Origin of the sequence: Streptomyces sp. NPDC051214 (assembly GCF_040682375.1) — a bacterium.
In the GTDB taxonomy this organism is placed as follows: domain Bacteria; phylum Actinomycetota; class Actinomycetes; order Streptomycetales; family Streptomycetaceae; genus Streptomyces.
This window is the reverse complement of the sequence record NZ_JBFBAT010000017.1, coordinates 120228-146883: the sequence shown is the minus strand read 5'-3', so window position 1 is coordinate 146883 and position 26656 is coordinate 120228. Positions and strand designations below refer to the sequence as shown.

Here is a 26656-nt window from a genome sequence, read left to right as displayed (position 1 = left end):
CCGAGCCTACGCCCGGACGCCCGCTCACACCTGTGGGCTCAGCCGCTCAGACGTACCGGCATGATCAGGTACTTGTAGGCCTCGTCGGCCTCCGCGTCCACGGCCGGCCTGCCGCTCAGGAGCGCGGGCTTCGTCGACGTCGTGAACGACAGCTGGGCGACCGGGGAGTCGATCGCGCTCAGGCCGTCGAGCAGGAACGTCGGGTTGAAGGCGATCGAGACGTCGTCGCCCTCGAGCTGGGCGTCGACCCTTTCCACAGCCTGTGCGTCGTCGCTGGAGCCGGCCTCCAGGATCAGCACGCCCTGCTCGAAGCTGAGCCGCACCGGGGTGTTCCGCTCGGCCACCAGGGCCACGCGCTTCACGGCCTCGACGAACGGGGCGGTCTCGATGACCGCGATCGAGTTGAACTCCGTGGGGAAGAGCGTCTTGTACTTCGGCAGGTCGCCCTCGAGGAGACGCGTGGTCGTACGCCGTCCGGCGCCCTCGAAACCGATCAGGCCCTCACCGGCACCGGAGCCGGACAGCGCCAGGGTGACCGTGTCGCCGCTCGTGAGCGCCTTGGCGGTGTCCAGGAGCGTCTTGGCGGGCACCAGGGCGACCGCGGACGCCTCGGGGTTCTCCGGCTTCCACAGGAACTCGCGGACCGCGAAGCGGTAGCGGTCGGTGGAGGCCAGCGTGACCGTGTCGCCCTCGATCTCGATGCGGACGCCGGTCAGGACGGGCAGCGTGTCGTCGCGGCCCGCGGCGATGGCCACCTGCGCGGCGGCCGAGGCGAAGACCTCACCGGGGACCGTGCCGGTCGCGGTGGGCATCTGCGGCAGCGCGGGGTACTCCTCCACAGGGAGTGTGTGGAGTGTGAATCGCGAGGAGCCGCAGACCACCGTGGCCCGCACACCGTCTGTGGAGATCTCCACCGGACGGTTGGGGAGGGCGCGGCAGATGTCGGCGAGCAGCCGGCCGGAGACGAGGACCGTGCCCTCGTCGTCGATCTCGGCGTCCACGGAGACACGCGCCGAGACCTCGTAGTCGAAGCTGGAAAGGCTGAGTGCGCCTTCTTCGGCCTTCAGCAGCAGGCCCGCGAGGACAGGTGCCGGTGGCCGGGCCGGGAGACTGCGCGCCGCCCACGCCACTGCCTCCGCGAGTACGTCGCGTTCCACCCGGATCTTCACTTAGCCGCCCTCCTGCTGTTGCTGGCACTGGGGACCAGTCTGACGCACCGCACTGACAGTGGGTGCCCGTCGGGGTCAAGTCGTGACGAGCGGCATCTGAGGTCCGGAGCGCGAGTTGTGCACAGGCCCCTCTTCGAAGCCAATTCCCCGGTGACTCTAGGGGGCAGTAGTAGTAGGGCCTGTGGAAACCGTGGATAACCGCGTATGCGCAGGTCAGTGCCGGTTTTTTATCCACTGCGCCTGTGGGTGGAGGCGGTGGACAACCGGTGGTTTCTGTGGACGGGCGAAAGTTCTGCACACCCGATGCACAGGCAAGGGGTACTTCTCCCCAGCGCTGTCCCCAGTTTTACCCACCTTCCCCACAGGCCAACCGACCACCTTGGTGTGACGCCTTTCACTCGGCACGGTGACGGGGCGCGTTGCGTTGCCGAACAGTGGACAGCCATGTGGAGAAGCTGGGGAAAGCTGGGGACAACCGGCCCGAGCCTGTGGGTTGCCGGTGGACAAGTTCGTGCACACCCTGTGGACGAGATTTTCCTCCACAGCCTGTGGAGGACCGTCGTCCACCAATCCACAGCCACTTGACCTGGCTTGATGATCCTTCAGCAGGGTCCCCTGTGGACAGCGTCTGGACAACTTCTCGGTCCCCAGGGTGTGGAGGGGAAAAAGTGCGCACATCTGTGGAGAACAGGCCTCTCAGCTGGGGAAATCGAACAGCGGGGAGGCGTCGACGGGCTCCACGCGCGCGTGCACAACGCCGAAGGGCGCCCCGGAAGTTGTCCCGGAGCGCCCTTCGGAGGTGTCTGCCTGCGTCTGTCAGCCGTTCTTGATGCGGTTGGTGAGCTCGGTGACCTGGTTGTAGATCGAGCGTCGCTCGGCCATCAGAGCGCGGATTTTGCGGTCCGCGTGCATGACCGTCGTGTGGTCGCGGCCGCCGAACTGCGCGCCGATCTTGGGCAAAGAGAGGTCCGTCAGCTCGCGGCAGAGGTACATCGCGATCTGCCGGGCCGTCACCAGGACGCGGCTGCGGGAGGATCCGCAGAGGTCGTCCACCGTCAGGCCGAAGTAGTCCGCGGTCGCGGCCATGATGGCCGGAGCCGTGATCTCCGGAGAGGCGTCCTCGCCGCCCGGGATCAGGTCCTTCAGGACGATCTCCGTCAGACCCAGGTCCACCGGCTGCCTGTTGAGCGAGGCGAAGGCCGTGACCCGGATCAGCGCGCCCTCGAGCTCACGGATGTTGCGTGAGATGCGGGACGCGATGAACTCCAGGACCTCCGGCGGGGCGTTGAGCTGCTCCTGCACCGCCTTCTTACGAAGGATGGCGATACGCGTCTCGAGCTCCGGCGGCTGGACGTCGGTGATCAGGCCCCACTCGAAGCGGTTGCGCAGCCGGTCCTCCAGCGTCACCAGCTGCTTGGGAGGCCGGTCACTGGAGAGCACGATCTGCTTGTTCGCGTTGTGGAGCGTATTGAAGGTGTGGAAGAACTCCTCCTGCGTCGACTCCTTGCTCGCGAGGAACTGGATGTCGTCGACGAGCAGGATGTCCATCTCGCGGTACCGCTTGCGGAAGGTGTCGCCCTTGCCGTCGCGGATGGAGTTGATGAACTCGTTCGTGAACTCCTCGGAGCTCACGTAGCGCACGCGCGTGCCGGGATAGAGGCTGCGGGCGTAGTGACCGATGGCGTGCAGCAGGTGCGTTTTGCCGAGCCCGGACTCCCCGTAGATGAAGAGGGGGTTGTACGCCTTGGCGGGCGCCTCGGCCACGGCGACGGCCGCGGCGTGCGCGAAGCGGTTCGACGCGCCGATCACGAAGGTGTCGAAGAGGTATTTCGGGTTGAGGCGCGCGGTGGGTTCGCCGGGCGCCGACGCCGGGGCCGGCTGAGCGGCCAGCGGGCCGGGGGTTCCGCTGCCGTGGACACCGTGGCCGTTGCCGTGGCCGCCGCCCCTGGGGTCGTGGCCGCCGGATCCCTGCGACTGGTCGTGACGCTCACGTCTGTCGTGCCGGTCGTGGCGGTCCTGCTGGTCCTGCCGGTCCTGGCGGTGCTGTTCATACGGGGAGCGCCCCTGCGGGGGCTGCGACCGGTAGTCGTGCTGGGGCTGCTGCTGAGGGCTCGCGTACGGGTCCCGCTCGGGGAAGCCGAGCCGCTGCTGCTGCCAGCCGTAGTCGTCCTGCTGGGGCGGCTGCTGCTGCGGCCAGGCGCCGGGCGCGGGGCGCTGATAGTCGGGGTACGCGGGTCGGGCGGTCGGCAGCTGGTCGGGCCCGTGGCCCGGGGCGTGGTCGTCCGAGGTGCGGCGGCCGTAACCGTCGTACTGCTCATGTCCCTGGTTGCCCTGACTGGGGCCCGGGTGCTGCTCCGGCTCCTCATAACGCTGCTGCTGTTGCTGGCCGGACTGCTGCTGGTACGGCGGCGCCGTGGGGCCCGGCCGGTCCATGGGGTCGCCGACCGAGTCGTCGACCGTGATGGCGATGCGGATCGGGCGGCCGCACTCGCGGCTCAGCGACTCGCTGACGATGGGGGCGAGGCGGCCTTCGAGCACGCCCTTGGCGAACTCGTTCGGCACGGCCAGCAGGGCGGTGTCGGCGACGAGTGCCAGCGGCTGGCAGCGCTTGATCCAGCGCTCGTCCTTCGCGTCTACTCCGTGTCCCCGCCCCTCACCCAGCAGCTGCTCCAGAACTCGTGGCCACACTGCGGCAAGATCGGCAGGTACATCAGCCACAAGGCACGCTCTCTCACGGGGTCCCACGAAGGTGTGGTTCTTGGGACGGAAATCGGGATGGGCAGGGAGAAGGGAATGAATCGGAGTTTGGCCACGGTAGTCAGGGCAACGGCTGCGGTTCAAGTTGTTGTCCACAGGCTGTGCACAGTGTCTCTCCCTGACGGTCGGTTTGACCGGATGGCGCAGCCCCGCGTACCGTGACCAGGTCGAGTTGTCGATGGCTGCTGCCGCCTGCCTCCGATGGGCAAAGATCACGATCTGTGATTGTGAAGCGGTGCACTCGGTGCGTATTCGCGAGCTTCTCGTGGGCGCACGGTGACAGCCAGGCGATGTCCCGCCACCACACAATCATTTCTGGAGCCCCCGAGTGAGCAAGCGCACCTTCCAGCCGAACAACCGCCGCCGCGCCAAGACCCACGGCTTCCGCCTGCGGATGCGCACCCGTGCCGGCCGCGCGATCCTCGCGAACCGTCGTGGCAAGGGTCGCGCCAGCCTTTCCGCCTAATCGTTTAGGTCATGACGTCGTGCTGCCTACCGAGCATCGGCTGAGGCGGCGCGAAGACTTCGCGACCGCGGTACGCCGAGGACGACGGGCCGGACGCCCGCTTCTCGTCGTCCATCTTCGTAGCGGTGCAACGGACCCGCACGCGCCTGGGGAGAGCGTTCCCCCGACGCGTGCGGGTTTCGTCGTGAGCAAGGCCGTTGGCGGAGCAGTCGTACGCAATACGGTGAAGCGCAGGCTTCGCCATCTGATGCGCGACCGGGTGGGCCAGCTGCCCCCCGGTAGCCTGGTAGTCGTACGAGCGTTGCCCGGGTCGGGTGACGCCGCCCATGCACAGCTGGCCCAAGACCTGGACGCCGCTCTTCAGCGGCTGCTGGGAGGGGGCGCTCGATGAAGTACCCACTGCTGGCTCTGATCAAGCTGTACCAGTGGACCATCAGTCCGCTGCTTGGTCCGGTGTGCAAGTACTACCCGTCGTGCTCTCGCTACGGCTACCTGGCCATTGACCGGCACGGTGCGATCAAGGGAACGGCGCTGACGGCCTGGCGCATCCTGCGGTGCAATCCGTGGTCGCTCGGTGGTGTCGACCATGTCCCGCCGCGCAAGCGTCCGCGGTGGCACGAGATGCTGCGCGCCATGTGGCGCGAGCGCAAGGGCGGGCCCTCCGCCGCTGGCGTGCCCTCCGGGGAGATGTCCCCGGATACCCCGAGCCCGGCCGCCGAGACCCCGTCCCATGCTCAAGGAGCCTGATTAGTGGACACGATTGCCAGTCTGTTCAGCTTCATCACGACACCCGTTTCCTGGGTCATCGTCCAGTTCCACTCGCTGTACGGGGCCATTTTCGGTCCTGACACGGGCTGGGCCTGGGGCTTGTCCATCGTGTCCCTGGTGATCTTGATCCGTATCTGCCTGATCCCGCTCTTCGTGAAGCAGATCAAGGCGACCCGGGCGATGCAGACGCTGCAGCCCGAGATGAAGAAGATCCAGGAACGCTACAAGAGCGACAAGCAGCGTCAGTCCGAAGAGATGATGAAGCTGTACAAGGAGTCGGGTACGAACCCGCTCTCCTCGTGCCTTCCCATCCTGGCGCAGTCGCCGTTCTTCTTCGCCCTCTACCACGTGCTCTCCGGCATCGCGTCGAACGACACCATCGGCGTCATCGACAAGCCGCTGCTCGAGAGCGCGCAGAAGGCACACATCTTCGGTGCCCCGCTGGCCGCGAAGTTCATGGACAGCCAGGAGAAGGTCGAGGCGCTCCACGCCTCGCTGACCGACGTCCGCGTGGTCACCGCGATCATGATCATCCTGATGTCGGCGTCGCAGTTCTTCACGCAGCGCCAGCTGATGACGAAGAACGTGGACACGACGGTCAAGACGCCGTTCATGCAGCAGCAGAAGATGCTGATGTACGTCTTCCCGATCATGTTCGCCGTGTTCGGCATCAACTTCCCGGTCGGTGTTCTCGTCTACTGGCTGACCACCAACGTCTGGACCATGGGTCAGCAGATGTTCGTGATCCGCCGTAACCCGACCCCGGGCTCCAAGGCTCAGGCCGCGTACCTCGAGCGCCTGCAGAAGCAGATCACGCACCACAAGAAGGTGCGGGGCCGCGGCAACGTGAACGTCATGAAGGCGATCGTCGCCAAGGGACGTGACCGCAACGAGTTCGAGCGCAAGTTCATCAACGGCCTGAGCAAGGCGGGTCTCGTGGCCCAGACCGACGGCTCCGTCGCGCCGAGCGACTCCGCTGTCGCCACGGAGACCGAGGACGGCACTCCCGCCGGCGCCACCCCGAAGCGGCAGCAGCCCAAGCGCCAGAGCAAGTCGCAGCGCCAGTCCGCCGCCGCGCAGCAGGGCAAGGCGGAGAGCGACACGGAGACGCCTTCGGACGCGAAGACGTCACTGGAGAAGACTCCGGACGAGCCTGAGGACGCCGCTCCCAAGGGCAAGCCCGCGGGTGGCAAGTCCGGGTCAGGTAACGCACGCCAAGCCAAGTCGGGGCAGCGCAAGGGCCAGCAGCGGCCCAAGCACCCGTCCAAGAAGTAGAAGGAGTCCATCCCGTGACGGAAGGCACCACCGCCCCCGCCGAGGCCGAGGTCGAGGCCGGCGACACCCTCACCCGCCTCGAGCAGGAGGGTGAGATCGCGGCGGACTACCTCGAGGGTCTGCTGGACATCGCCGATCTCGACGGCGACATCGACATGGACGTCGAGGCCGACCGCGCCGCTGTCTCGATCATCAGCGACTCGCAAAGCCGCGACCTGCAGAAGCTCGTCGGCCGTGACGGCGAGGTCCTGGAGGCGCTCCAGGAGCTGACGCGTCTCGCCGTGCACCGCGAGACCGGTGACCGCAGCCGCCTCATGCTGGACATCGCGGGCTACCGCGCCAAGAAGCGCGAGGAACTCTCCGAGCTGGGTGCCAAGGCCGCGGCCGAGGTGAAGAGCTCGGGTGAGCCGGTCAACCTCAAGCCGATGACGCCCTTCGAGCGCAAGGTCGTGCATGATGCGGTCAAGGCCGCCGGTCTGCGCAGCGAGTCCGAGGGCGAGGAGCCGCAGCGCTTCGTCGTCGTGCTTCCCGCCTGATCGCACGTCGTTTCCCCGGCCCCGTCTGTTCTCAGGCGGGGCCGGTCTTTGTCAGCCTGATAGTCAGCCACCCCAGTGCGGTACGGAAGGACGGTCCCCGTGACGGAGGCAGCGGAGCTCCCCTCGGCGCCCGAGCAGGCCCGGGCGGTATTCGGTGAGCGCTTCTCGGACGCGGTCCGGTACGCGGAGTTGCTGGCCGACGCGGGAGTGCAGCGCGGACTGATCGGCCCCCGCGAAGTGCCTCGGCTGTGGGAGCGGCACCTGCTGAACTGCGCGGTCCTCTCCGAGGTCGTGCCCGAGAACGTGATGGTGTGCGACGTCGGCTCCGGAGCGGGTCTGCCGGGTATTCCGCTGGCTCTCGTCCGCCCGGATCTGAAGATCACGCTGCTTGAACCCCTGCTGCGGCGGACCAACTTCCTCACCGAAGTGGTCGAGCTGCTCGGGCTCGACCATGTGACCGTCGTGCGGGGGCGCGCCGAGGAGGTCCTTGGCAAGCTGCCTCCCGTCCACGTGGTGACCGCGCGGGCCGTGGCGCCACTGGACCGCCTCGCGGCCTGGGGCGTGCCGCTCCTGCGTCCCTACGGGGAGATGCTTCTGCTCAAGGGCGACACGGCCGAGGAAGAGGTCAAGGCCGCTGGGGCCGCTCTGAGCAAGCTCGGCGCGGTGACCACCTCCGTGTTGCATGTCGGCGAGGGTGTGGTGGACCCGCTGTCCACGGTCGTGCGGGTCGAGGTCGGGGAGAGCCCTGGCGGTGTGCGCTTCGCGGCCAAGCGCGCGAAGGCTGCTCGGACCGGTCGTACCAGGCGTCGTCGCTGAGCATTCCCACCCTCGTCGTTGATCCGTCCTGACGACGAGCCGTACTCCACACAAGCTGCCAAACGTACGCATACCGGGGTGTCGCGCATGCGGCACCCCGGCTGCCGTGCATCGTGTTTCACGTGAAACGTCGCTCACTGCTGCATGGCATCATCAGTCGCGGCCGCGCTGCGGAACCTCGCGAGCGTCGGCCACTCGGTTCCCTCGATAAGGGAACGGAGTTGTCCACAGAGGTGGATTCGTCCACAGAAGACCGGGCCTCGCTGGTTCACGACCCTCAAAGCATGGGAGGCTCTGTTCATTGCGAGCCTGAAGTCGAGGAGAGTGAATCCTTGCGGTCCGACGCCAACATCGCGGGACCGATGACCGATCCGGTCCCCGGTCCCCGTACCGAGTCGGCGGGGGAGGATGTTTCACGTGAAACACCGCCCCCGATGGACGACACCCCCATCGGTCGTGCTGCCCAACTGGCGGTGGAAGCCCTGGGCCGAGCAGGCGAAGGCCTGCCACGACCCGAGCAGACCCGAGTCATGGTGGTTGCCAACCAGAAGGGTGGAGTGGGCAAGACGACGACAACCGTCAACCTCGCCGCTTCACTTGCTCTGCACGGCGCGCGCGTCCTGGTCATCGACCTCGACCCGCAGGGCAACGCTTCCACGGCGCTGGGCATCGACCACCACGCGGAAGTGCCGTCCATCTACGACGTGCTGATCGACAGCAAACCGCTCTCTGAAGTCGTGCAGCCGGTCCCCGATGTCGAAGGACTCTTCTGTGCTCCGGCCACCATCGATCTCGCCGGTGCGGAGATCGAGTTGGTGTCGCTGGTGGCGCGGGAGAGCCGTCTGCAGCGGGCGATCCAGGCGTACGAGCAGCCGCTGGACTACGTCCTCATCGACTGCCCGCCCTCGCTCGGCCTGCTCACGGTCAACGCCCTGGTTGCCGGCGCGGAGGTGCTGATCCCCATTCAGTGCGAGTACTACGCACTGGAGGGCCTCGGCCAGCTCCTGCGCAACGTCGACCTGGTCCGAGGGCACCTCAACCCTCACCTGCACGTCTCGACGATCCTGCTCACCATGTACGACGGCCGCACCCGGCTCGCTTCACAGGTGGCGGACGAGGTGCGCACCCACTTCGGCGAAGAGGTCCTGCGGACGAGCATTCCCCGCTCGGTCCGTATCTCCGAGGCGCCGAGCTACGGCCAGACCGTGCTCACCTACGATCCGGGCTCCAGCGGCGCTCTCTCGTACTTCGAGGCGGCGAGGGAGATCGCGCTCCGAGGCGTCGGCATTCGCTACGACGTACAGCACGCCCACCTGGGCGCTCAGAATGATCAGCACAGCACGACGGAGGGGATGCAGTGAGCGAGCGACGTAGAGGGCTGGGCCGTGGCCTCGGTGCCCTGATCCCTGCGGCCCCGACGGAGAAGTCGACCGCCCAGGCCATGAACGGAGCTTCGGCTTCGCCCAGTGCCGTACCGGTACTCACCGCCGAGCGGGGGGTGGCGGCCGCGAAGGTGGCGGCGCTCCCGCAGAGCCCTGTTTCACATGAAACGGAGCAGCCGCGAAACGAAGCGGTGGAGATCGAGGAGAGCCCGGTCGGTGCGCACTTCGCCGAGCTGCCTCTCGACTTCATCACGCCCAACCCGAGGCAGCCCCGTGAGGTCTTCGACGAGGACGCCCTCGCCGAGCTGGTGACCTCCATCAAGGAGGTCGGGCTTCTCCAGCCGGTCGTCGTGCGGCAGGTAGGGCCCTCGCGCTACGAGCTCATCATGGGTGAGCGGCGCTGGCGGGCCTGCCGTGAGGCAGGTCTCGAGCGCATCCCGTCGATCGTCCGCGCCACGGACGACGAGAAGCTTCTCCTGGACGCGCTCCTGGAGAACCTGCACCGCGCACAGCTGAACCCGCTCGAAGAGGCTGCTGCCTACGACCAGCTGCTCAGGGACTTCAACTGCACGCACGACCAGCTCGCGGACCGGATCGGGCGTTCGCGCCCGCAGGTCTCGAACACGCTGCGGCTGCTGAAGCTGTCGCCGGCGGTTCAGCGTAGGGTGGCTGCCGGGGTGCTCTCCGCGGGCCACGCGCGTGCTCTGCTGTCCGTCGAGGACTCGGAGGAGCAGGACCGCCTGGCGCACCGGATCGTGGCCGAGGGGCTGTCGGTGCGGGCCGTCGAGGAGATCGTGACCCTCATGGGTTCCCGGCCGCAGAGCACTCCGCGGGCCAAGGGGCCGCGTGCGGGTGCTCGGGTGTCGCCGTCGCTGACCAACCTTGCGACGCGTCTCTCCGACCGGTTCGAGACCCGGGTGAGGGTGGACCTGGGGCAGAAGAAGGGCAAGATCGTCGTTGACTTCGCCTCGCTGGAGGACCTGGAGCGCATCCTCGCGACGCTCGCTCCGGGCGAGGGGCCGGTCCTGAAGAACGGGCTCACCGAGGACGCCGCCGAGGACGACACGTCCGAGGGCGAAGGGGCCTGAGCCTCATCCGCCAGTCCGCCGAGAGCGGGCCGTGTCCGGTGTGTACCGGAACACGGCCCGCTCTTTGCTTTCCTACGGTTTCGGTGCAATCGCATCGTGGATACGATGCGATTGGGTATGGCACATCCAGCAGGCGGCACCTCATTGGGGAGGGGAGGGCCATGCGATCGGTGAGCCGGACCGGATTGATGACTGCGGGCCTTGGGCTGGGAGCCGTCGGCGGATTCGTCGGCAGCCTGCTGAAGGAACGGAGCGCTCTGACTGCCGCCCGTGATGCGGCGGGCGAAGGAAGTGAGGAACAGCCTTCATGGGGCGTCGGCTCGTACCGCTCACGCTGGACAACCTTCCGGACCTTCCCCAGCGTTGCCGGACGTGTGTCTTCTGGGAGCTGGACCCGGTCAGCGGCCAGGCCGCGGTAAAGGCCGGTACGCCGGAGCTCGAGAAAGAGGCGTGGATCTCCGCGGTCCTGCTCGAGTGGGGATCCTGCGGCCGAGTCGTCTACGTAGATGATCTTCCGGTGGGCTTCGTGCTGTACGCCCCGCCGGCGTACGTGCCGCGCGCCACCGCCTTCCCGACCAGCCCGGTGTCCCCCGATGCCGTGCAGCTGATGACCGCCTGGATCATGCCGGGCTACCAGGGCCAGGGGATCGGCCGTGTCATCGTCCAGACAGTCGCGAAGGATCTGCTGCGACGGGGGTTCAAGGCGATCGAGGCTTTCGGTGATGCCCGGTGGGAGAAGCCCGCCTGTGTGCTGCCCGCCGATCATCTGCTGGCGGTGGGCTTCAAGACGGTCCGTCCGCACCCCTCGTATCCACGGCTGAGGCTTGAGCTGCGTACGACGCTCTCCTGGAAGGAAGACGTCGAGATGGCGCTCGACCGGTTGCTGGGAGCGGTACAGAAGGAGCCCGTGCTCCGGCCGCTCTGATCCTGGGCGGCGCCGACCCGCTCTTCTCATGCAAATGGGCCAGCCCAGGTGGGCTGGCCCATTCGTGTTTCACGTGAAACAACGCGTCGCCTGTGGTGGCGTCGCTCGTTACTCGGCGATGAAGTCCGCGAGGTCGCGCTCCAGGGCCGCCTTCGGCTTGGCGCCGACGATCGTCTTGGCCACCTCGCCACCCTGGTACACGTTCAGGGTCGGGATGGACATGACGCCGTACCTGGCCGCGATGCCCGGGTTCTCGTCGATGTTGAGCTTGACGATCTCGATCTTGTCGCCGTGCTCGGCCGCGATCGCCTCGAGGGAGGGCGCGATCTGGCGGCACGGGCCGCACCAAGCGGCCCAGAAGTCCACCAGGACGGGCTTGTCGTTCTTCAGGACGTCTTCCTCGAAGGAGGCGTCGGTCACGTTCTTCAGAGTGCCGGCCACGGCGGGCTCCTTAACTCGGTGATGCGGTGGGGAGGATGGGATGTCAGACGGCGGCGGCGGCCGTCTCGCTGTCCACGAGGGCAGCGAGGAACCGCTCGGAGTCCAGGGCGGCGGAGCAGCCGGTGCCGGCCGCCGTGATCGCCTGGCGGTACGTGTGGTCGACGACGTCACCGGCGCCGAAGACGCCGGGCACGTTCGTCCGGGTCGAGGGGGCGTCCACCTTCAGGTAGCCCTCGTCGTCCAGGGTGAGCTGGCCCTTGAAGAGCTCCGTGCGCGGGTCGTGGCCGATCGCGATGAAGAGGCCGGTCACGGGCAGCTCGGAGGTCTCACCCGTCTTCAGGTTGCGCAGCGTCAGACCGGAGAGCTTCTGCTCGCCCTTGATCTCGGCGACCTCGCTGTCCCAGATGAAGCTGATCTTCGGGTCGGCCATCGCGCGCTCCTGCATCGCCTTGGACGCACGCAGGCTGTCGCGACGGTGCACGATCGTCACGGACTTGGCGAAGCGCGAGAGGAAGGTGGCCTCCTCCATCGCGGTGTCGCCGCCGCCGATCACGGCGATGTCCTGGTCCTTGAAGAAGAAGCCGTCGCAGGTCGCGCACCAGGAGACGCCGCGGCCGGAGAGCGCGTCCTCGTTCGGCAGTCCGAGCTTGCGGTGCTGGGAGCCCGTCGTGACGATGACGGTCTTCGCGCGGTGCACGGTGCCCGCCGTGTCCGTCACGGTCTTGATCTCACCGGTGAGGTCGACGGAGATCACGTCGTCCGGCACCAGCTCGGCGCCGAAGCGCTCGGCCTGAGCCCGCATGTTGTCCATGAGCTCGGGGCCCATGACGCCGTCCTGGAAGCCGGGGAAGTTCTCCACCTCGGTGGTGTTCATCAGCGCACCGCCTGCGGTGACGGCGCCCTCGAACACCAGGGGCTTCAGCGACGCTCGCGCGGTGTAGAGCGCCGCCGTGTAGCCGGCGGGCCCGGAGCCGATGATGATCACGTTACGGACGTCGGTCACGGCTTGATTCCTCGTCTCTGGAGACTGCTGCGTACTGCTGGTGGGTGCCTGTATCAGGTCTCTCATCCCACCCAACGGATCCTACGGGGCATGCATTCCCGACGTGTCCGAGCGCACGGAAGCATGTCAGGGGACGCCAGGATGCCACGCTGAGCCGAGTCTCCCGCCGCAGCGGTGGGAAGGTCAGGGCCGCGCGTAGGAGTTGGTCAGCAGTACCTTGCCCGCAGCGGAGGCCGACGACGCCTTGTCCACGCACGACGCGTCGACCACGTACGCGGAGACCTTCGTCGTGTCGGAGTCATGGGACGCCACGACGAGGTAGGCGTCCTTCCCCTTAAAGGTGCCCTTCTCGGCAGCCAGCGGTACCTTGTCGCCGATGCCGAGCTGGATGCAGGTCGGGACGGTCACCGTGGACTCACGCATCTTCTGCTGTTCCTTCGGGGACTCCGGGCTGGACCGCACGTCGAAGGACGGTTTGTCGCTGCCGGACTCGGGGCTCGTGGTGGGCGCCTTGGCGAGCAGATCCGTCACCTGGCCCTTGAGCTTGTCCTCGGAGAAGGCGTGCGCGGAGTTGGTGTGTTCCGAAGGCGTCTCGCCCCCATCACCTGAGTCGCCGCCCACGTTCTGCAGCAACAAGGAACCCAGGCCGATGGCGGCTGCCGTAAAAACGGCACCCAGCACTACGTTGCGCCGACGGCCGCTCCGCAAGCGACTGCGTCGTCCGGGTCCAGTCGCAGCGCGTGAGTGACCCGCGGGACGGTCGGCGGGCTCGCCGCGTTGCACGGAGGCGGGCGATGTTTCACGTGAAACACGTGCGGCAGCCGTTGGCTCCGGTGCTGGATCCGGATCGATCGCCTCGACGGATTCGGGTGCGATGGAGTCAAGAAGCGCTTCGGCCGCCAGCGCGGCGTCGATCCGTCCTGCGACATCGGCCGGCATCCGTGGCGGCCCCGGCAGAGTGCCGAGAATCCCCCGGATCTCCTCCAAGGAGTCGTAGACGTCGGCGCAGAGCTCGCAGTCGTCCAGGTGCTGCCGGACATCGACGGTTCGGGACGGAGGCAGCAGCCCCTCCGTGAGGTCGGAGATCTCGGCGACTTCTGGGTGCCCGGCCGAATCGGTCGTGGTTGTCACGCTCGCCCACCTCCGCCCTTCACAGCAGCTGAATCGCTTGGTCCCGCGTCCCGTGGTCCCGCTGCAGGTGGGACGGATGTCCCCTGCGTCCGGTTCCTTCCCGGGCCAGACTTCTTGCCTTCCTCGTCGTCGCCGCCGTCTCCGCTCTGCTTACGGGGTTCCGTGCGCAGGTGGGTGAGCAGCGGCAGCAGTCTGGCTCTACCGCGAGCGCAGCGGCTCTTCACGGTGCCGGTGGGCACCTCGAGCACGCTGGCAGCCTCGGCGACCGGGTAGCCCTGCATGTCCACGAGGACGAGGGCGGCGCGCTGGTCGTGCGGCAGGGTGCCCAGAGCTTCGATGACCTCGCGGTGCAGATCTCCGCGCTCGACGGGCGCTTCCGCCGACTCGTGCGGTTCGAGGAGCTGCTCGAGCCGTTCGGTGTCGTCGATGGGGGAGGTCTTGCGGGACGCCGCTTTGCGGGCCCGGTCGAGGCAGGCGTTCACGGTGATCCGGTGCAGCCACGTCGTGACGGCCGACTGACCGCGGAAGGTGTGGGCGGCGCGGTAGGCGGAGACCAGAGCGTCCTGGACGGCATCAGCGGCTTCCTCGCGGTCGCCCAGCGTGCGCAGGGCCACGGCCCACAAGCGGTCGCGATGGCGCCGGACGAGCTCACCGAAGGCATCCTTGTCGCCTGCCACATGGCGGGCCAGGAGGTCCTGGTCGCTCATCTCGCCGTGCGTGGTGTCGTCCACCGTCGAACCCCCTCCCCCGGTGAGCCTCGGTCAGCCCGTGAACTTCACGTCCGTGATGGCCTGCTTGTACCCGGCGCTGCTGTACTCGTCACGCGGTGACTGCGGGACGTCGGTGAGCCAGACCAGTACGTACCGCGTGGCGACCGGCTTCTTCGCCTTGATCTTCGCGGTCTGTCCGGTGGTCGTGGCGGTCCCGATCTTCTTCATGGAGCTCGGGGGCGTCGAGGAGGACATCGAGTTCGCGGCGTACAGCTCGACCGTGGTGTGGTCGCCGCCGTAGCGAAGCCCGAGTGACGCGGCCGACACGTCCTCTTCCTTGCCGAGGTCGTAGACGATACCGACGCCGGGCTTGTACGGGGCCAGCTTCGGGCCCTCTATGAAGCTCTTGGACCGCCAGTACGTCGAGGCGTCGCCGTCGTACGTGTTGGGTACGCCCGCGAGATCCTGCGGGCCGCCCTGGAGCACGTACTCCTTGCCGCTCGCGATCTTGATCGGATGCGCGGTCTTCGGCTCGCTCTTGTCACCCTCGTCGGACGTGTCGGCGCTGCCGGGGTCCTCGGAGTTGCCCCGGTCCATCAACGCGTCCGCGAGCTGCCAGCTGCCGAGCCCGAGCGCCGCGATGAGCAGTGCGGACACGGCCCACTTGAGGGCTTTGCCGGTACGGCTCTGTAGCGGGGGCGGCGGGGTCGGGACGGTCTGGGTGACACCGGGGCGGGGCGCGGTGCGGCCGTAGGTGCCCTGCTGGTAGGTCGTTCGCTGATACTCGGGCGGTGCGGTGAAGGCGGGCTCCGGCGGGCGGATGCGCGGCATCTCACCGATCGCCTTTACCAGCTCCTCAGGGGTCGTGCACGGCGGCTCCTGGCGGGAGGCCGTCGCACCCTCGTTCACGAGCGCGCGCATGGCGAGCTCGGAGAGGCCCCTGTGCACGCCTGCGCGCACCTGGTCGGGTGCGATGAGGCCGACGCCCTTGGGGAGCCCGGAGAGGCCGTACGCGTCGTCCTCGTACGGCCAGCGCTGGGTCAGCGAGGCGTACAGGAGCGCGCCGACCGCTTCTGTGTCCGTGCGCTGCGGGGTGTCCGAGCTGATGCCGCGCAACGCCGCGTTCACGGCGAGGCCGCGGATGCGGTACTGACCGGAGGACGTCCGCAGCACCGCGCTCGGGGTCAGCCGCAGGTGGGCGAGTCCCTCGCGGTGGGCGGCAGCCATGGCTTGGGCGACCTGACTGACGAGTTGATACGCGTCGTGGGCCTCAAGAGGGCCCGCGGCGAGCAGCGCGGTCAGTTCCGTGGCGTCCGGCAGCCACTCATGAACCACGTAGACGAGGTCGTTCTCCTCGACGGCGTCCAGTACATGGACGAATCGGGGATCGCCGAGCAGCGCCGACGAGCGGGCCGCGGCGAGCACCGATCGTGCCCGCGGATGGTCGGCCGGCAGCAGGTGCACGCCGACGGCCCGGCGGAGCTTCTCGTCCACCGCACGCCAGCTGCTGAAACCGTCCAGACGGGTGACGCATTCTTCGAGTCGGTAGCGTCTGGCGAGCTTGTGGCCGCTGTGCAGCTCGGGGGGTGATGCCGCCCCCGCGCCCATGGGCTCATCAATCTCCGCTGCGCCTTCTTCTGCCGTTTCCCGCTCCCGGGTCTGGGCCACCCCGTCGGCCGTGGCCTCGTCCGCCTTCGCGGTCAGCGGCTCATCGCCGCTGTTGTCTGCCACGTCGACGGCAGCCGTGCTCCGTTCCGCCACCGTCGTTCCTGCCTCCCCATCCATCGCGCTTCGTCAGACGCCAAAGCCAATTGTGCCCACAGTCCGGCGCTATGCACGACACGCGGTGGCCGGTGATGGTTGTGCGAACCCCTGTATCTCACCGTCCGAGACGGCCGCGCACCATCCCGACCATCGAATTGAGCTCCGCAATCCGCATCTTTCGGGCGGCCACGAAGAAGACGCCGCCGAGAATGACTCCACCGACCACCAAAGCGATCAGCGAACCACCCGCGCCGTCGCCGAGAGTCTTGAGGATTCCGTAACCTGCGGCGCCGCCGAGAACGGCCGCGGGGATGCACGCCATGGCGAGCCGGGCGTAGGTGCGCAGGACTTGGGTGCCGTCCAGATCGCCGCCGAGGCGGTTGCGCAGCCTGCGCCAGGCGACACCGACACCGACCGCGTAAGCGAGGCCGTACGAGGCGGCCATGCCGACCACGGCCCACTCCGCGGGCAGGAGGACGTAGGCCAGGACGCTCGCTGCCGCGTTGACGGCGGCCACGATGACCGTGTTGTAGAAGGGCGTCCGGGTGTCCTCGTAGGCGTAGAAGCCGCGCAGGACGACGTACTGCACCGAGTACGGGATCAGTCCCAGGCCGAACGCCATCAGGACGAAGCCCATGGACTGGGCGGCCTGGCTGCCGCTGGAGGCGAAGAGCAGGGTGCACATCGGGACGCCGAGGGCGACGAACGAGAAGGCGACCGGGACGATCGCGACCGCGGAGGTGCGCAGCCCCTGCGAGATGTCGTCGCGGACCGCGCCGGCGTCGTTGTCGTGGGCCGACCGCGAGATGCGGGGCAGCATGGCCGCCATGACGGAGACGGTGATGATGGCCTGCGGCATGCCCCAGATCAGCTGGGCGTTGGAGTAGGCCATGATGCCCGAGCCGTCCTTGCCGGAGGCCTTGCCCGCGGCGGTGGCCAGCTGGGTGACGACGAGCACTCCGGCCTGGTTGGCGAGGACGAACAGCACCGTCCACTTGGCGAGCTTGACCGCCTTGCCGAGGCCGTGGCCCTTCCAGTCGAAGCGCGGCCGGAAGCGGAAACCCGTCTCGCGCAGATACGGGATCATCGCCAGGGCCTGGACCGCGAGGCCGAGCAGGGTGCCGATGCCGAGGAGACGAACACCGTCCGCCGGGATCGAGTTCACGTTCATGCCGGAGTCGCCGGATGTTCCGTAGACCCAGATGAACAGGCCGAACGTGAAGATCATGACGATGTTGTTGAGGACCGGGGTCCACATCATCGCGCCGAACCTGCCGCGGGCGTTGAGGATCTGGCCCATCACCACGTGCACGCCCATGAAGAAGATAGTGGGCAGGCAGTAGCGGGCGAAGGTGACAGCGACGTTGTTGGCCGCCTCGTCGTTCGCGATGGGGGTCGACATCAGCTTGACCAGCAGTGGCGCCGCGAAGACGGCCAGGGCGACGATGAGGCCGAGGGCGACCATGACGAGGGTCAGCAGGCGGTTGGCGTAGGCCTCGCCGCCGTCCTTGTCGTCCTTCATGGCGCGCACCAACTGCGGCACGAACACCGAGTTGAGGCCGCCGCCGACGGACAGGATGTAGATCATCGTCGGCAGCGTGTACGCGACGGTCCAGGCGTCACCGAGTGTCGCGGCGCCGAGAGCCGCAGTGATCACCATCGTGCGCACGAAGCCGGTGAGGCGGGAGACCATCGTGCCCGCGGCCATCACCGCGCTCGACTTCAGCAGGCTCGAGGCCCGTCCGCCGCCGCCCGACTTCGGGGCCGGCGCAGGGGCCGGGGGAGCTGCCGGTGCCGGGACCATCGGAGGCTCGGCAGGCTGGTAGCCGCCCTGCTGCTGATAGCCGTCGCCCTGGGGGTACCCAGGGTTCTGCGGGTATCCGTTGCCCTGGGGGTAGCCGTCCTGCTGGTAGCCAGTGGACTGGTCGCGGTAGCCGCCGGGCTGCTGGTCCCGGAAGAGGTGGGCGAAGGCGTCCGGCTCGTGGCGTTCCTCGCCGGCCTGGGTGACCAGATCGTCGACGCCCACGAACTGCGTCGTGCGGGCGTCGTCGCCGTACGGGAGGTGCCGGGTCGGGCCTTCGGGTTCGGGGGCCGGGGTCTGCGCCCACACGCGAGGATCCGGGGCGTGCTGAGGGGAGGGCGGCTGGGCGTAGAGCGGCTGAGGGTCCTGGTAGTAGCCGGGCGGCGGCGGGGGGTGCGCGGCGCGGTCGTACAGCGCCTCGGTCACCGGGTCCTGGGCGGCGAGGTCCTGTGCCCGGTAGGGGTCCTGGTCGTAGGCATCCTGGAGATACACGTCCGGCGCGGGCTGGGGTGGCACCTGCCCGTCCTCAGGAGGACCGGAACCACCCGCGCCCTGGCCACGGTCACCGTCGTACGGCGCGTTCATGGATTACCCCACCTCATCGTCCCCGGGCCCACCGGCCACGACATCGCTCAACGGTCCACTCTCTCACCCGTGTCCGACGGGTCGGTGCTTTCCGGAGCGGTGTCAGGTGTCGGGTCACTCGGCTGCTCGGGGTCGTCCTTCCCGGGCTCTGTGCCGGACTCGCCGTCCTGTCCGTCTTCCGGCCCGTCCTCCGGGCCCTCTTCCGGGCCCTCCTCCGCCTGCTTGCGGGCAGCCCGCTTGCGCTGGGTGTACATCCGGAATCCGGCGAGGACGAGGAGCAGTACGCCGCCCGCGATGACCAGCATCACCGTGAGGGTGATCTCGGTGACGTTCACATCGAACTGGACCCTCTTGCCGTACGGCTGCCCGTCCTCGGTGTAGAGCTGGGCGTAGACCGGGACCGGGCCGTTGGCATTGGCCGTGGTGGTGAACTTCACCGACTGGGCGTGCCCGCCCGAGATCTTGACCGGCTGCTCCCAGTAGGCCTTGCCGCCGATCTTCAGGCGGGTGGGGTTCTCCGACGTCAGGCGCAGAACCATGTGATCGACGCCCTGGACCAGGTTGTTCTGCACCGTCACGGGGATCGTCGCGCTGCGCCCCGAGAGCTTCGCGTCGGACTTGTCGATCAGCGCCACCTGCTCGACGAGCGTGGTCAGATAGTCCGCCACGCCCTGGCGGAATGTCGCCGCCTCGGCGGCCCTGCCTCGCCAGGACGTCGACATCTCGCGGTCTATGGCCCGCCCGAAGGGCGTGATGACGCGGTCGGGCTCGGTGAGGATCGTCTGGAAACGGTTGAGCTTGTTCTGGGTGCCCTGAATCGAGGTGAAGGCCGACTTGGGCAGCTCCTGCTTGCGCAGCGCCGCCGGATAGGCCCTGGCCGAGGGAACCTGGGTCGTGGCCGCCGGGTCCGGCTTCGCCTTGGCCGCCGCCGAGAGATCCTGCGGCTCCGACCAGCGCTCTTCCGAGAGAGCGGTCAGGGCCTTGGCCATCGACTGGGCCTGGCTGGCGGACGGCATGCGCTGCGGGGCCACCACGATGCTCCGCTGCTTGTCCGGATCCTGCAGCGTGACCATCAGGCTCTGGGCGAGGAACTGCTGCACGGCGAGCGTGGAGTCCTCGGCCCCCGTCATGTCGCCCTGGAAGGCCGTGGAGAGGCGTGCGTCGGCCACCACGGCCGTCGTGCCACCGCCGATGGGCCGGGCGGCGTTGGGCGTGTACGGCAGCGCGTTGCCCTCACGCAGGCTGTCGCTGCGGGCGATCACCGTGTGAGCGCCCGCCGAGGTGGAGACGTCGACGATCGACGGGTCGAGGGCGCCGTCCACGGGCCACGCGAAGTCCGACTGCGGCTTGACGTGGAGGATGGAGTCCACGGCCATCGCCCCCGCGTCGGTGGCGTCCTTGAGCTGGCCCAGGGAGCCGGTGACGGTCCTGCCGTTGTGGGCCAGCGAGGCCAGGTCCGGATCGGCGAAGGGCAGCGCGACGACCTTCTTGTTCTTGACGGTCTGCTCGAGCTTGTTGAGCCAGTCCTTGGCGAGCGCCTGGTTCTTGCCCGCCGTGGTGCTCTTGCCGTCGGCGGTCTGCACCCGGTAGTTCCGCGTCATGTGGTCGACCGAGGCCAGCAGGTCGGGGTCGACGACCCAGGTCACGTCGAGCTGACGGCCCAGGGACAGCATCTGTTCCAGGCGGCCGCCCGGAGCGAGCTCCTTGGCCAGGTCGTCGTCCGTGAAGACGGGAGTCTGCTGCTCGTCCGAGCCGGTCTCCGCCGTGAGGTGCGAGGTGGAGACCAGCGGCCACAGGTAAGTCGTCTTGGTCTTGGTGTCGGCGGCGCCCGACTGCCACGGCAGGAAGGTCCGCTCGAAGCCGAGTACCTGGGACCACGGCTGGGCCGGGGTCCGGCCGGTGAGCGAGACGCCCAGCTGGTAGACGCCGTCGGCGCCGAGGTCCAGGGCCTTGACCGGGACGGAGATGCTGAAGTCCTGGCGGATGCCGGGGGCGAGCTTGGAGAACTTCTTGACGTACTTGCCGCCCACCTCGGTGCCGTCGGCTCCGGGCCGGTAGCCGGTGCGCTTGGCGGCGGAGTCGATCTGGCTCCGGCCGTTCAGGACCGGCCCCAGGCGCAGCCCCACCTCGGCCCCTGTCACCGACTGCTTGCTCTCGTTGGTGACCGTGCCGGAGATCGTGAGCGTGTCGCCGTCCGTCGGCGCGGTGGGTGTGAGTTTGTTGAGCGAGACGTCGACGGTGCTCGAACCGGTGGCGTCTGCCGGCGCGCTCGGCGTCGCGGCGTGTGCGGTCGGCTCAGCCGACAGCTGCAGCATGCCGGCCAGCAAGGGGGCTCCAGCCAGCAACGCTGCCGTACGCCGCAGCCACCGGCGGGCAGGTGAGGGACTGGTCCCCGGGAAGTCTGCCGCCTCGGCCACGCGTTGCCCGTCCTCGTCGTCGTCAGTGGTCGTCGGTTGTGCGTCCACGCATGGTAACGAGGTGCGCTGTGGCGAAGTGCCGCGGACTGCTCCACATGATCGGAAGACCTGGCCGGAGAGGGGCGCGCGGCCCTGGAGGCCCCGCCGAAAACGGGGCGGCTGGGGGCGTCCGGGGCACGTACCCTTTTCTGTTGTGCCGAACGCCAATGAAGAAAATCCCAGCGCACTGAGCCAGGTGCAGCGCCGCGCGGTCAGTGAACTGCTGCGTGTGTCCCCTGTCGCGGACGACCTTGCCCGCCGTTTCCAGGAGGCCGGGTTCTCTCTCGCCCTGGTCGGCGGATCGGTCAGGGACGCGCTCCTTGGCCGGCTCGGCAATGATCTGGACTTCACGACGGATGCCCGCCCCGAGGACGTACTCAAGATCGTCAGGCCGTGGGCGGACTCCGTCTGGGAGGTCGGGATCGCCTTCGGCACGGTCGGGAGCCAGAAGGACGGCTACCAGATCGAAGTCACGACATATCGGTCCGAGGCCTACGACAGGACCTCGCGCAAGCCCGAGGTGTCGTACGGCGACTCCATCGAGGAAGACCTCGTGCGTCGCGACTTCACCGTCAACGCGATGGCCGTCGCTCTCCCGGAGAAGGAGTTCATCGACCCGCACGGAGGCCTTGAGGACCTGGCGGAGCGCGCCTTGCGCACCCCTGGCACCCCGGAGGACTCCTTCTCCGACGACCCGCTGCGGATGATGCGGGCCGCCCGGTTCGCCGCGCAGCTCGACTTCGAAGTGGCTCCGGAGGTCGTCGCCGCGATGAAGGCGATGGCCGAGCGCATCGACATCGTCTCCGCGGAGCGTGTCCGTGACGAATTGAACAAGCTGATCCTCTCGCCGTACCCGGCGAAGGGGCTGGCTCTACTTGTCGACACAGGCATCGCTGACCGCGTGCTGCCGGAGCTTCCGGCGCTGCGTCTGGAGAGTGACGAGCACCACCGCCACAAGGACGTCTACGACCACTCGCTGATCGTCCTTGAGCAGGCGATGGCGCTGGAGGAGGACGGCCCGGACCTGACGCTGCGGCTCGCGGCGCTGCTGCACGACATCGGGAAGCCGCGGACGCGGCGCTTCGAGGACGACGGCCGCGTCTCCTTCCACCACCACGAGGTGGTGGGCGCCAAGATGACCAAGAAGCGGATGACGGAGCTCAAGTACTCCAACGAGCTCGTGAAGGACGTCTCGCGCCTGGTGGAGCTGCACCTGCGCTTCCACGGCTACGGGACGGGCGAGTGGACGGACTCCGCCGTGCGCCGTTACGTGCGCGACGCGGGCCCCCTCCTCGACCGGCTGCACAAGCTGACCCGGTCCGACTGCACGACACGCAACAAGCGAAAGGCCAATGCGCTGTCGCGCGCGTACGACGGCCTGGAGGAGCGCATCGCGCGGCTCCAGGAGCAGGAGGAGCTGGACTCGATCCGTCCCGACCTCGACGGCAACGAGATCATGGAGGTCCTGGGCGTGCGGCCGGGCCCGGCGATCGGCCAGGCCTACAAGTTCCTGCTGGAGCTGCGGCTGGAGAACGGGCCGATGGAGCGCGACGCGGCGGTCGCGGCGCTCAAGGAGTGGTGGGCCGCGCAGGAATGAGGTGGCGCGTGGTGCGTTGTTTCACGTGAAACAACGCACCCGATCCGGACATGTGAAGAGGGCACTGTTTCACGTGAAACAGTGCCCTCTTCGCGTATGCCGCTACTTGTTCTTCAAGCAGAGCACGACGTCGTGGCCGCTGCCGGTCTGGTAGTAGGAGACCTCGGTCCCCTTGACCGCTTCGCACTTGCTGACGCTGCTGGTGTTGTCGAACTTCTCGATGACCTCGAACTCGGCGTCGCTCGAGGAGCAGTCGGTGTTCTTGAGGTCCGGCGCGGACTGCGTGCCCTTGTTGTGCAGGCAGTCACCGACTGCCGTCGTCTCGGCGTCGCTCTGACCGAAGTACCACTTGCCGGCGGCGATGAGGACGGCGACGACTATGAAGCCGCCGATGCGCAGCATGAGCTTCTTGCCGCGTCCACCACCGCTCGGCGCGGCCGGAGGAGGAACCGGCGCCCCCTGGTTGTACGGCGGGTAAGGCTGCTGCGGCACGGTGGGCTGGCCGGGCTGGACCGGCTGCCCGGGGTGCGGCTGCACGCCCTGGCCGTACGGATTCTGGCCCTGGGGCGGAGTAGTCACTTTGGGGGTCCCCCTCGAACGAAAGCGCGATGGCGCGGATACGACGTCCGTAAGTTATCGGGAGGCAGTGACATCTCTGAAGCCCAGAGGTGCTCTGTGTCACTGATGTGACACTTACTGCGCGCCAAATCTGGCCATAGCGGCAGCAATCGCTGCGTAGATAACGGCCACCGTGACCACCAGGGGAACCGATCGCCCGTCAGGTGGCAGCATCAGTGCGGCCACTCCGGCCGCGGCGACGAAAGCGACGTTGAACAGGACGTCGTAGACCGAGAAGATCCGGCCACGAAAACGGTCATCTACCGACGACTGCACCACCGTGTCCGTGGCGATCTTCGCGCCCTGCGTCGTCAGCCCCAGCAGGAACGCGGCGATGAGCAGCGGGGCCGGGGTGAAGGGGAGGGCGAGCGCCGGTTCCAGGATCGCTGCGGCGCCCGCGCAGGTGACGATCCAACCCGAGGCCGTCAGGTGGCTCACCGCCCAGGGAGTCAGCACGGCCGCAGCGAAGAAGCCCGCACCCGAGACCCCCACGGCGAGCCCGAGCAGGGCAAGACCGTCGGACTCCGAGGACGACCAGGCGTACCGGCAGAGCATCAGGACCATGACCGACAGGGCGCCGTAACAGAACCGCATGAACGTCATCGCGAGCAGCGCACGAGCGGCCGGGCGCCTCTGCGACAGATGCCTCACTCCGGCCACCAGATCCCGCGCCGTACCGGAGAGCGCCACGACGAGGCGAGGCTGTACCACCTCCGGGTCCGGGCCCAGCAGTTCACGCGCCATCCGGAGCGACGCGAGCGCCGCGCACAGATACAGGGCGGCCCCGAGCAGGACGACCGCCGCGTCCGAGTCGAGGCCCACCAGGCGCACGACGAACGCGAGGCCACCGCCCACGGTGGCGGCCAGGGTCCCCGCGGTCGGTGAGAGGGAGTTGGCCATCACCAGGCGCTCGGCGTCGACCACGCGCGGCAGCGCCGCGGAGAGCCCGGCGAGGACGAAACGGTTCACGGCCGTGACACAGAGCGCGGAGGCGAAGAACAGCCAGTCCGGCACACCGCTCAGCATCAGCACCGCGGTCACCGAGGCGAGAGCGGTCCGCAGCAGGTTGCCGTACAGAAAAACCTGACGGCGTGGCCAGCGGTCGAGGAGCACGCCGGCGAAGGGCCCGATCAGTGAGTACGGAAGGAGCAGCACCGCCATCGCGGAGGCGATCGCGCCCGGCGAGGTCTGCTTCTCCGGCGAGAAGACGACGTACGTGGCGAGGGCCACCTGATAGACGCCGTCCGCGCCCTGGGAGAGCAGCCGCACGGCGAGCAACCGCCGGAAGTCCCGCAGACGCAGCAGTACGCGCAGGTCACCGACGACAGCCATGATCCCCAGCCTCACATACGAGGAGGGTCCCCGGGCGGATTGCCCGGGGACCCTCAACAGCCGTTCAAGGGGCGAGCTTTAGCGCTCGACCTCGCCCTTGATGAACTTCTCGACGTTCTCGTAGGCCTCGTCGTCGAAGTACTGCACCGGCGGGGACTTCATGAAGTACGAGGACGCGGAGAGGATCGGGCCGCCGATGCCGCGGTCCTTGGCGATCTTCGCGGCGCGCAGGGCGTCGATGATGACACCGGCCGAGTTCGGGGAGTCCCAGACCTCGAGCTTGTACTCCAGGTTCAGCGGGACGTCACCGAAGGCGCGGCCCTCGAGGCGGACGTACGCCCACTTGCGGTCGTCGAGCCACGCCACGTAGTCCGAGGGGCCGATGTGGACGTTGTTCTCGCCCAGCTCACGGTCACGGATCTGCGAGGTGACGGCCTGCGTCTTCGAGATCTTCTTGGACTCGAGGCGGTCGCGCTCCAACATGTTCTTGAAGTCCATGTTGCCGCCGACGTTGAGCTGCATGGTGCGCTCGAGACGGACACCGCGGTCCTCGAACAGCTTCGCCATCACGCGGTGCGTGATGGTGGCGCCGACCTGCGACTTGATGTCGTCGCCGACGATCGGGACGCCCGCCTCGGTGAACTTGTCGGCCCACTCCTTGGTGCCGGCGATGAAGACCGGGAGGGCGTTGACGAAGGCGACCTTGGCGTCGATGGCGCACTGCGCGTAGAACTTCGCTGCGTCCTCGGAACCCACGGGCAGGTAGCAGACGAGTACGTCGACCTGCTTGTCCTTGAGGATCTGGACGACGTCGACGGGGGCCTCGGCGGACTCCTCGATGGTCTGGCGGTAGTACTTGCCCAGGCCGTCGTAGGTGTGGCCGCGCTGGACGGTGACGCCCGCGTTCGGCACGTCGCAGATTTTGATGGTGTTGTTCTCGCTGGCGCCGATGGCGTCCGAGAGGTCGAGCCCGACCTTCTTGGCGTCGACGTCAAAGGCGGCGACGAACTCGACATCGCCGACGTGATAGTCGCCGAACTGGACGTGCATCAGGCCCGGGACCTTGGCGTCCGGGTCTGCGTCCTTGTAGTACTCGACGCCCTGGACCAGCGAGGCGGCGCAGTTGCCCACGCCGACGATGGCTACGCGAACCGAACCCATTCCGGTTGCTCCCTGTGTGATCTGTGTATTCCGGATGAGACCCCGCGGACCGCGGGGCCTCACTTGGCGGTGTCATCGGACGGATCCGGCGGCGGGTCAGTGTCCCGCCGCCGGGGCAGGCCGCCCGACTCCCCAGATGTGCTGTCGTGCTGAGCGGAGCCGTCCGGGGCGGACCGTTGCTGGTCCCGCCCCGCGCGCTCGCTCTCGATGAGCTCGTTCAGCCAGCGCACTTCGCGCTCCACGGACTCCATTCCGTGCCGCTGCAGCTCAAGCGTGTAGTCGTCCAGGCGCTCCCGGGTACGGGCCAGGGAGGCGCGCATCTTCTCCAGACGTTCCTCGAGGCGGCTGCGACGCCCCTCGAGCACCCGCATGCGTACGTCCCGCGAGGTCTGCCCGAAGAAGGCGAAGCGGGCGGCGAAGTGTTCGTCCTCGTACGCGTCGGGGCCGGTCTGGGAGAGCAGTTCCTCGAAGTGCTCCTTACCTTCCGCCGTCAGCCGATAGACGATCTTGGCGCGACGCCCGGAGAGAGGCGCCGCGAGGGCCTCCTCGGGGGTGCCACCCGTTTCCTCGATCAACCAGCCGTTGGCGACCAGCGTCTTGAGGCAGGGGTAGAGCGTCCCGTAGCTGAAGGCGCGGAACACTCCCAGCGAAGTATTGAGCCGTTTACGCAGCTCATAGCCGTGCATCGGGGACTCGCGCAGCAGGCCGAGGACGGCGAACTCGAGGATGCCGGAGCGTCTGCTCATCTTCGCCTCCCGTCTGCCAGCGTCTGTCGACACGGTCTTTATGCCGAGCTGATGTATCGACTCGATACATCGAGACGATAGAACGGCCCGCCTGTTGAGACAAGAGGGGAATCGGTGAACGGCGTCACA

23 protein-coding genes are annotated in these 26656 nt (G+C 68.0%); 10 read left to right on the top strand and 13 right to left on the bottom strand.

Annotated elements, in window-relative coordinates; all coding sequences use genetic code 11:
• Positions 1 to 38: 38 nt before the first annotated feature.
• Positions 39 to 1169 (bottom strand): DNA polymerase III subunit beta, encoded by a 1131-nt coding sequence (gene dnaN, locus AB0M70_RS35780; protein WP_344518427.1) that lies wholly within the window; start codon positions 1167 to 1169, stop codon positions 39 to 41.
• 816 nt (positions 1170 to 1985) lie between these two features.
• On the bottom strand, positions 1986 to 3887 hold the full coding sequence (gene dnaA / locus AB0M70_RS35775; RefSeq protein ID WP_365826876.1) for a chromosomal replication initiator protein DnaA: 1902 nt from the start codon (positions 3885 to 3887) through the stop codon (positions 1986 to 1988).
• 367 nt (positions 3888 to 4254) lie between these two features.
• On the opposite strand from dnaA, the gene rpmH reads away from it, so the two are divergent.
• From rpmH to AB0M70_RS35730, 9 genes are all read left to right on the top strand, one after another.
• Positions 4255 to 4392, top strand: coding sequence for a 50S ribosomal protein L34 (gene rpmH, locus AB0M70_RS35770; protein WP_006381191.1), 138 nt, complete (start codon positions 4255 to 4257; stop codon positions 4390 to 4392).
• Between the two features lie 19 nt (positions 4393 to 4411).
• On the top strand, positions 4412 to 4783 hold the full coding sequence (gene rnpA, locus AB0M70_RS35765; protein WP_363210336.1) for a ribonuclease P protein component: 372 nt from the start codon (positions 4412 to 4414) through the stop codon (positions 4781 to 4783).
• Positions 4780 to 5139 (top strand): membrane protein insertion efficiency factor YidD, encoded by a 360-nt coding sequence (yidD, locus tag AB0M70_RS35760; protein WP_365826873.1) that lies wholly within the window; start codon positions 4780 to 4782, stop codon positions 5137 to 5139. The genes rnpA and yidD overlap by 4 nt, the downstream gene beginning before the upstream one ends.
• Before the next feature lie 3 nt (positions 5140 to 5142).
• Entirely contained in the window at positions 5143 to 6435 is a 1293-nt protein-coding gene (gene yidC / locus AB0M70_RS35755; RefSeq protein WP_365826871.1) for a membrane protein insertase YidC, read from the top strand.
• 14 nt (positions 6436 to 6449) lie between these two features.
• Complete coding sequence (locus tag AB0M70_RS35750) at positions 6450 to 6971, top strand: R3H domain-containing nucleic acid-binding protein (RefSeq protein ID WP_365826869.1); 522 nt, start codon at positions 6450 to 6452, stop codon at positions 6969 to 6971.
• A 99-nt stretch (positions 6972 to 7070) separates the two neighbouring features.
• On the top strand, positions 7071 to 7787 hold the full coding sequence (gene rsmG / locus AB0M70_RS35745; protein ID WP_363210332.1) for a 16S rRNA (guanine(527)-N(7))-methyltransferase RsmG: 717 nt from the start codon (positions 7071 to 7073) through the stop codon (positions 7785 to 7787).
• A 284-nt stretch (positions 7788 to 8071) separates the two neighbouring features.
• Positions 8072 to 9148 carry a ParA family protein gene (locus AB0M70_RS35740; RefSeq protein ID WP_363210331.1) on the top strand — a complete coding sequence of 359 codons (1077 nt, stop codon included), beginning with the start codon at positions 8072 to 8074 and terminating at the stop codon, positions 9146 to 9148.
• A complete protein-coding gene (locus tag AB0M70_RS35735; RefSeq protein ID WP_365826866.1) occupies positions 9145 to 10257 on the top strand; it encodes a ParB/RepB/Spo0J family partition protein in 1113 nt (370 codons plus the stop codon). The genes AB0M70_RS35740 and AB0M70_RS35735 overlap by 4 nt, the downstream gene beginning before the upstream one ends.
• Positions 10258 to 10564: 307 nt before the next feature.
• Positions 10565 to 11182 (top strand): GNAT family N-acetyltransferase, encoded by a 618-nt coding sequence (locus tag AB0M70_RS35730; RefSeq protein ID WP_363210329.1) that lies wholly within the window; start codon positions 10565 to 10567, stop codon positions 11180 to 11182.
• Positions 11183 to 11290: 108 nt separating this feature from the next.
• Here AB0M70_RS35730 and trxA read toward each other — a convergent pair whose 3' ends face one another.
• The 7 genes from trxA to AB0M70_RS35695 form a co-directional block, all read right to left on the bottom strand.
• A complete protein-coding gene (gene trxA, locus AB0M70_RS35725; RefSeq protein WP_363210328.1) occupies positions 11291 to 11623 on the bottom strand; it encodes a thioredoxin in 333 nt (110 codons plus the stop codon).
• A 43-nt stretch (positions 11624 to 11666) separates the two neighbouring features.
• Positions 11667 to 12626, bottom strand: coding sequence for a thioredoxin-disulfide reductase (gene trxB, locus AB0M70_RS35720; protein WP_365826863.1), 960 nt, complete (start codon positions 12624 to 12626; stop codon positions 11667 to 11669).
• A 183-nt stretch (positions 12627 to 12809) separates the two neighbouring features.
• Entirely contained in the window at positions 12810 to 13757 is a 948-nt protein-coding gene (locus AB0M70_RS35715) for a hypothetical protein (RefSeq protein WP_365826861.1), read from the bottom strand.
• A complete protein-coding gene (gene sigM / locus AB0M70_RS35710) occupies positions 13754 to 14488 on the bottom strand; it encodes an RNA polymerase sigma factor SigM (protein ID WP_365826859.1) in 735 nt (244 codons plus the stop codon). The genes AB0M70_RS35715 and sigM overlap by 4 nt, the downstream gene beginning before the upstream one ends.
• A 30-nt stretch (positions 14489 to 14518) precedes the next feature.
• On the bottom strand, positions 14519 to 16228 hold the full coding sequence (locus AB0M70_RS35705) for a protein kinase family protein (protein WP_365826857.1): 1710 nt from the start codon (positions 16226 to 16228) through the stop codon (positions 14519 to 14521).
• Between the two features lie 118 nt (positions 16229 to 16346).
• The gene (murJ, locus tag AB0M70_RS35700) at positions 16347 to 18617 is read right to left on the bottom strand and encodes a murein biosynthesis integral membrane protein MurJ (protein WP_365826855.1); all 2271 of its coding nucleotides are present in this window, start codon (positions 18615 to 18617) and stop codon (positions 16347 to 16349) included.
• A 47-nt stretch (positions 18618 to 18664) separates the two neighbouring features.
• On the bottom strand, positions 18665 to 21034 hold the full coding sequence (locus tag AB0M70_RS35695) for a DUF6049 family protein (RefSeq protein ID WP_365826982.1): 2370 nt from the start codon (positions 21032 to 21034) through the stop codon (positions 18665 to 18667).
• A gap of 193 nt (positions 21035 to 21227) precedes the next feature.
• Here AB0M70_RS35695 and AB0M70_RS35690 point away from each other — a divergent pair, with 193 nt between their 5' ends.
• The gene (locus tag AB0M70_RS35690) at positions 21228 to 22670 is read left to right on the top strand and encodes a CCA tRNA nucleotidyltransferase (RefSeq protein WP_365826853.1); all 1443 of its coding nucleotides are present in this window, start codon (positions 21228 to 21230) and stop codon (positions 22668 to 22670) included.
• Between the two features lie 102 nt (positions 22671 to 22772).
• Here the strand turns inward: AB0M70_RS35690 and AB0M70_RS35685 are convergent, their stop codons facing one another.
• The 4 genes from AB0M70_RS35685 to AB0M70_RS35670 form a co-directional block, all read right to left on the bottom strand.
• Positions 22773 to 23249 (bottom strand): hypothetical protein, encoded by a 477-nt coding sequence (locus tag AB0M70_RS35685; RefSeq protein ID WP_365826851.1) that lies wholly within the window; start codon positions 23247 to 23249, stop codon positions 22773 to 22775.
• Positions 23250 to 23363: 114 nt separating this feature from the next.
• Positions 23364 to 24620 (bottom strand): MFS transporter, encoded by a 1257-nt coding sequence (locus AB0M70_RS35680; RefSeq protein WP_365826849.1) that lies wholly within the window; start codon positions 24618 to 24620, stop codon positions 23364 to 23366.
• A 78-nt stretch (positions 24621 to 24698) separates the two neighbouring features.
• Positions 24699 to 25781, bottom strand: coding sequence for an inositol-3-phosphate synthase (locus tag AB0M70_RS35675; protein ID WP_365826847.1), 1083 nt, complete (start codon positions 25779 to 25781; stop codon positions 24699 to 24701).
• A 59-nt stretch (positions 25782 to 25840) separates the two neighbouring features.
• Positions 25841 to 26527, bottom strand: a complete 687-nt coding sequence (locus tag AB0M70_RS35670) for a PadR family transcriptional regulator (protein ID WP_365826845.1) — start codon at positions 26525 to 26527, stop codon at positions 25841 to 25843.
• Positions 26528 to 26656 lie beyond the last annotated feature (129 nt).

Excerpts from the sequence above, each read along its gene's own strand:
- yidD (WP_365826873.1), top strand. The coding sequence starts at position 4,780 with ATGAAGTACCCACTGCTGGCTCTGATCAAGCTGTACCAGTGGACCATC.
- AB0M70_RS35740 (WP_363210331.1), top strand. The coding sequence starts at position 8,072 with ATGGGAGGCTCTGTTCATTGCGAGCCTGAAGTCGAGGAGAGTGAATCC.
- AB0M70_RS35730 (WP_363210329.1), top strand. The coding sequence starts at position 10,565 with ATGGGGCGTCGGCTCGTACCGCTCACGCTGGACAACCTTCCGGACCTT.
- murJ (WP_365826855.1), bottom strand. The coding sequence starts at position 18,617 with ATGAACGCGCCGTACGACGGTGACCGTGGCCAGGGCGCGGGTGGTTCC.
- AB0M70_RS35680 (WP_365826849.1), bottom strand. The coding sequence starts at position 24,620 with ATGGCTGTCGTCGGTGACCTGCGCGTACTGCTGCGTCTGCGGGACTTC.
- AB0M70_RS35675 (WP_365826847.1), bottom strand. The coding sequence starts at position 25,781 with ATGGGTTCGGTTCGCGTAGCCATCGTCGGCGTGGGCAACTGCGCCGCC.
- AB0M70_RS35670 (WP_365826845.1), bottom strand. The coding sequence starts at position 26,527 with ATGAGCAGACGCTCCGGCATCCTCGAGTTCGCCGTCCTCGGCCTGCTG.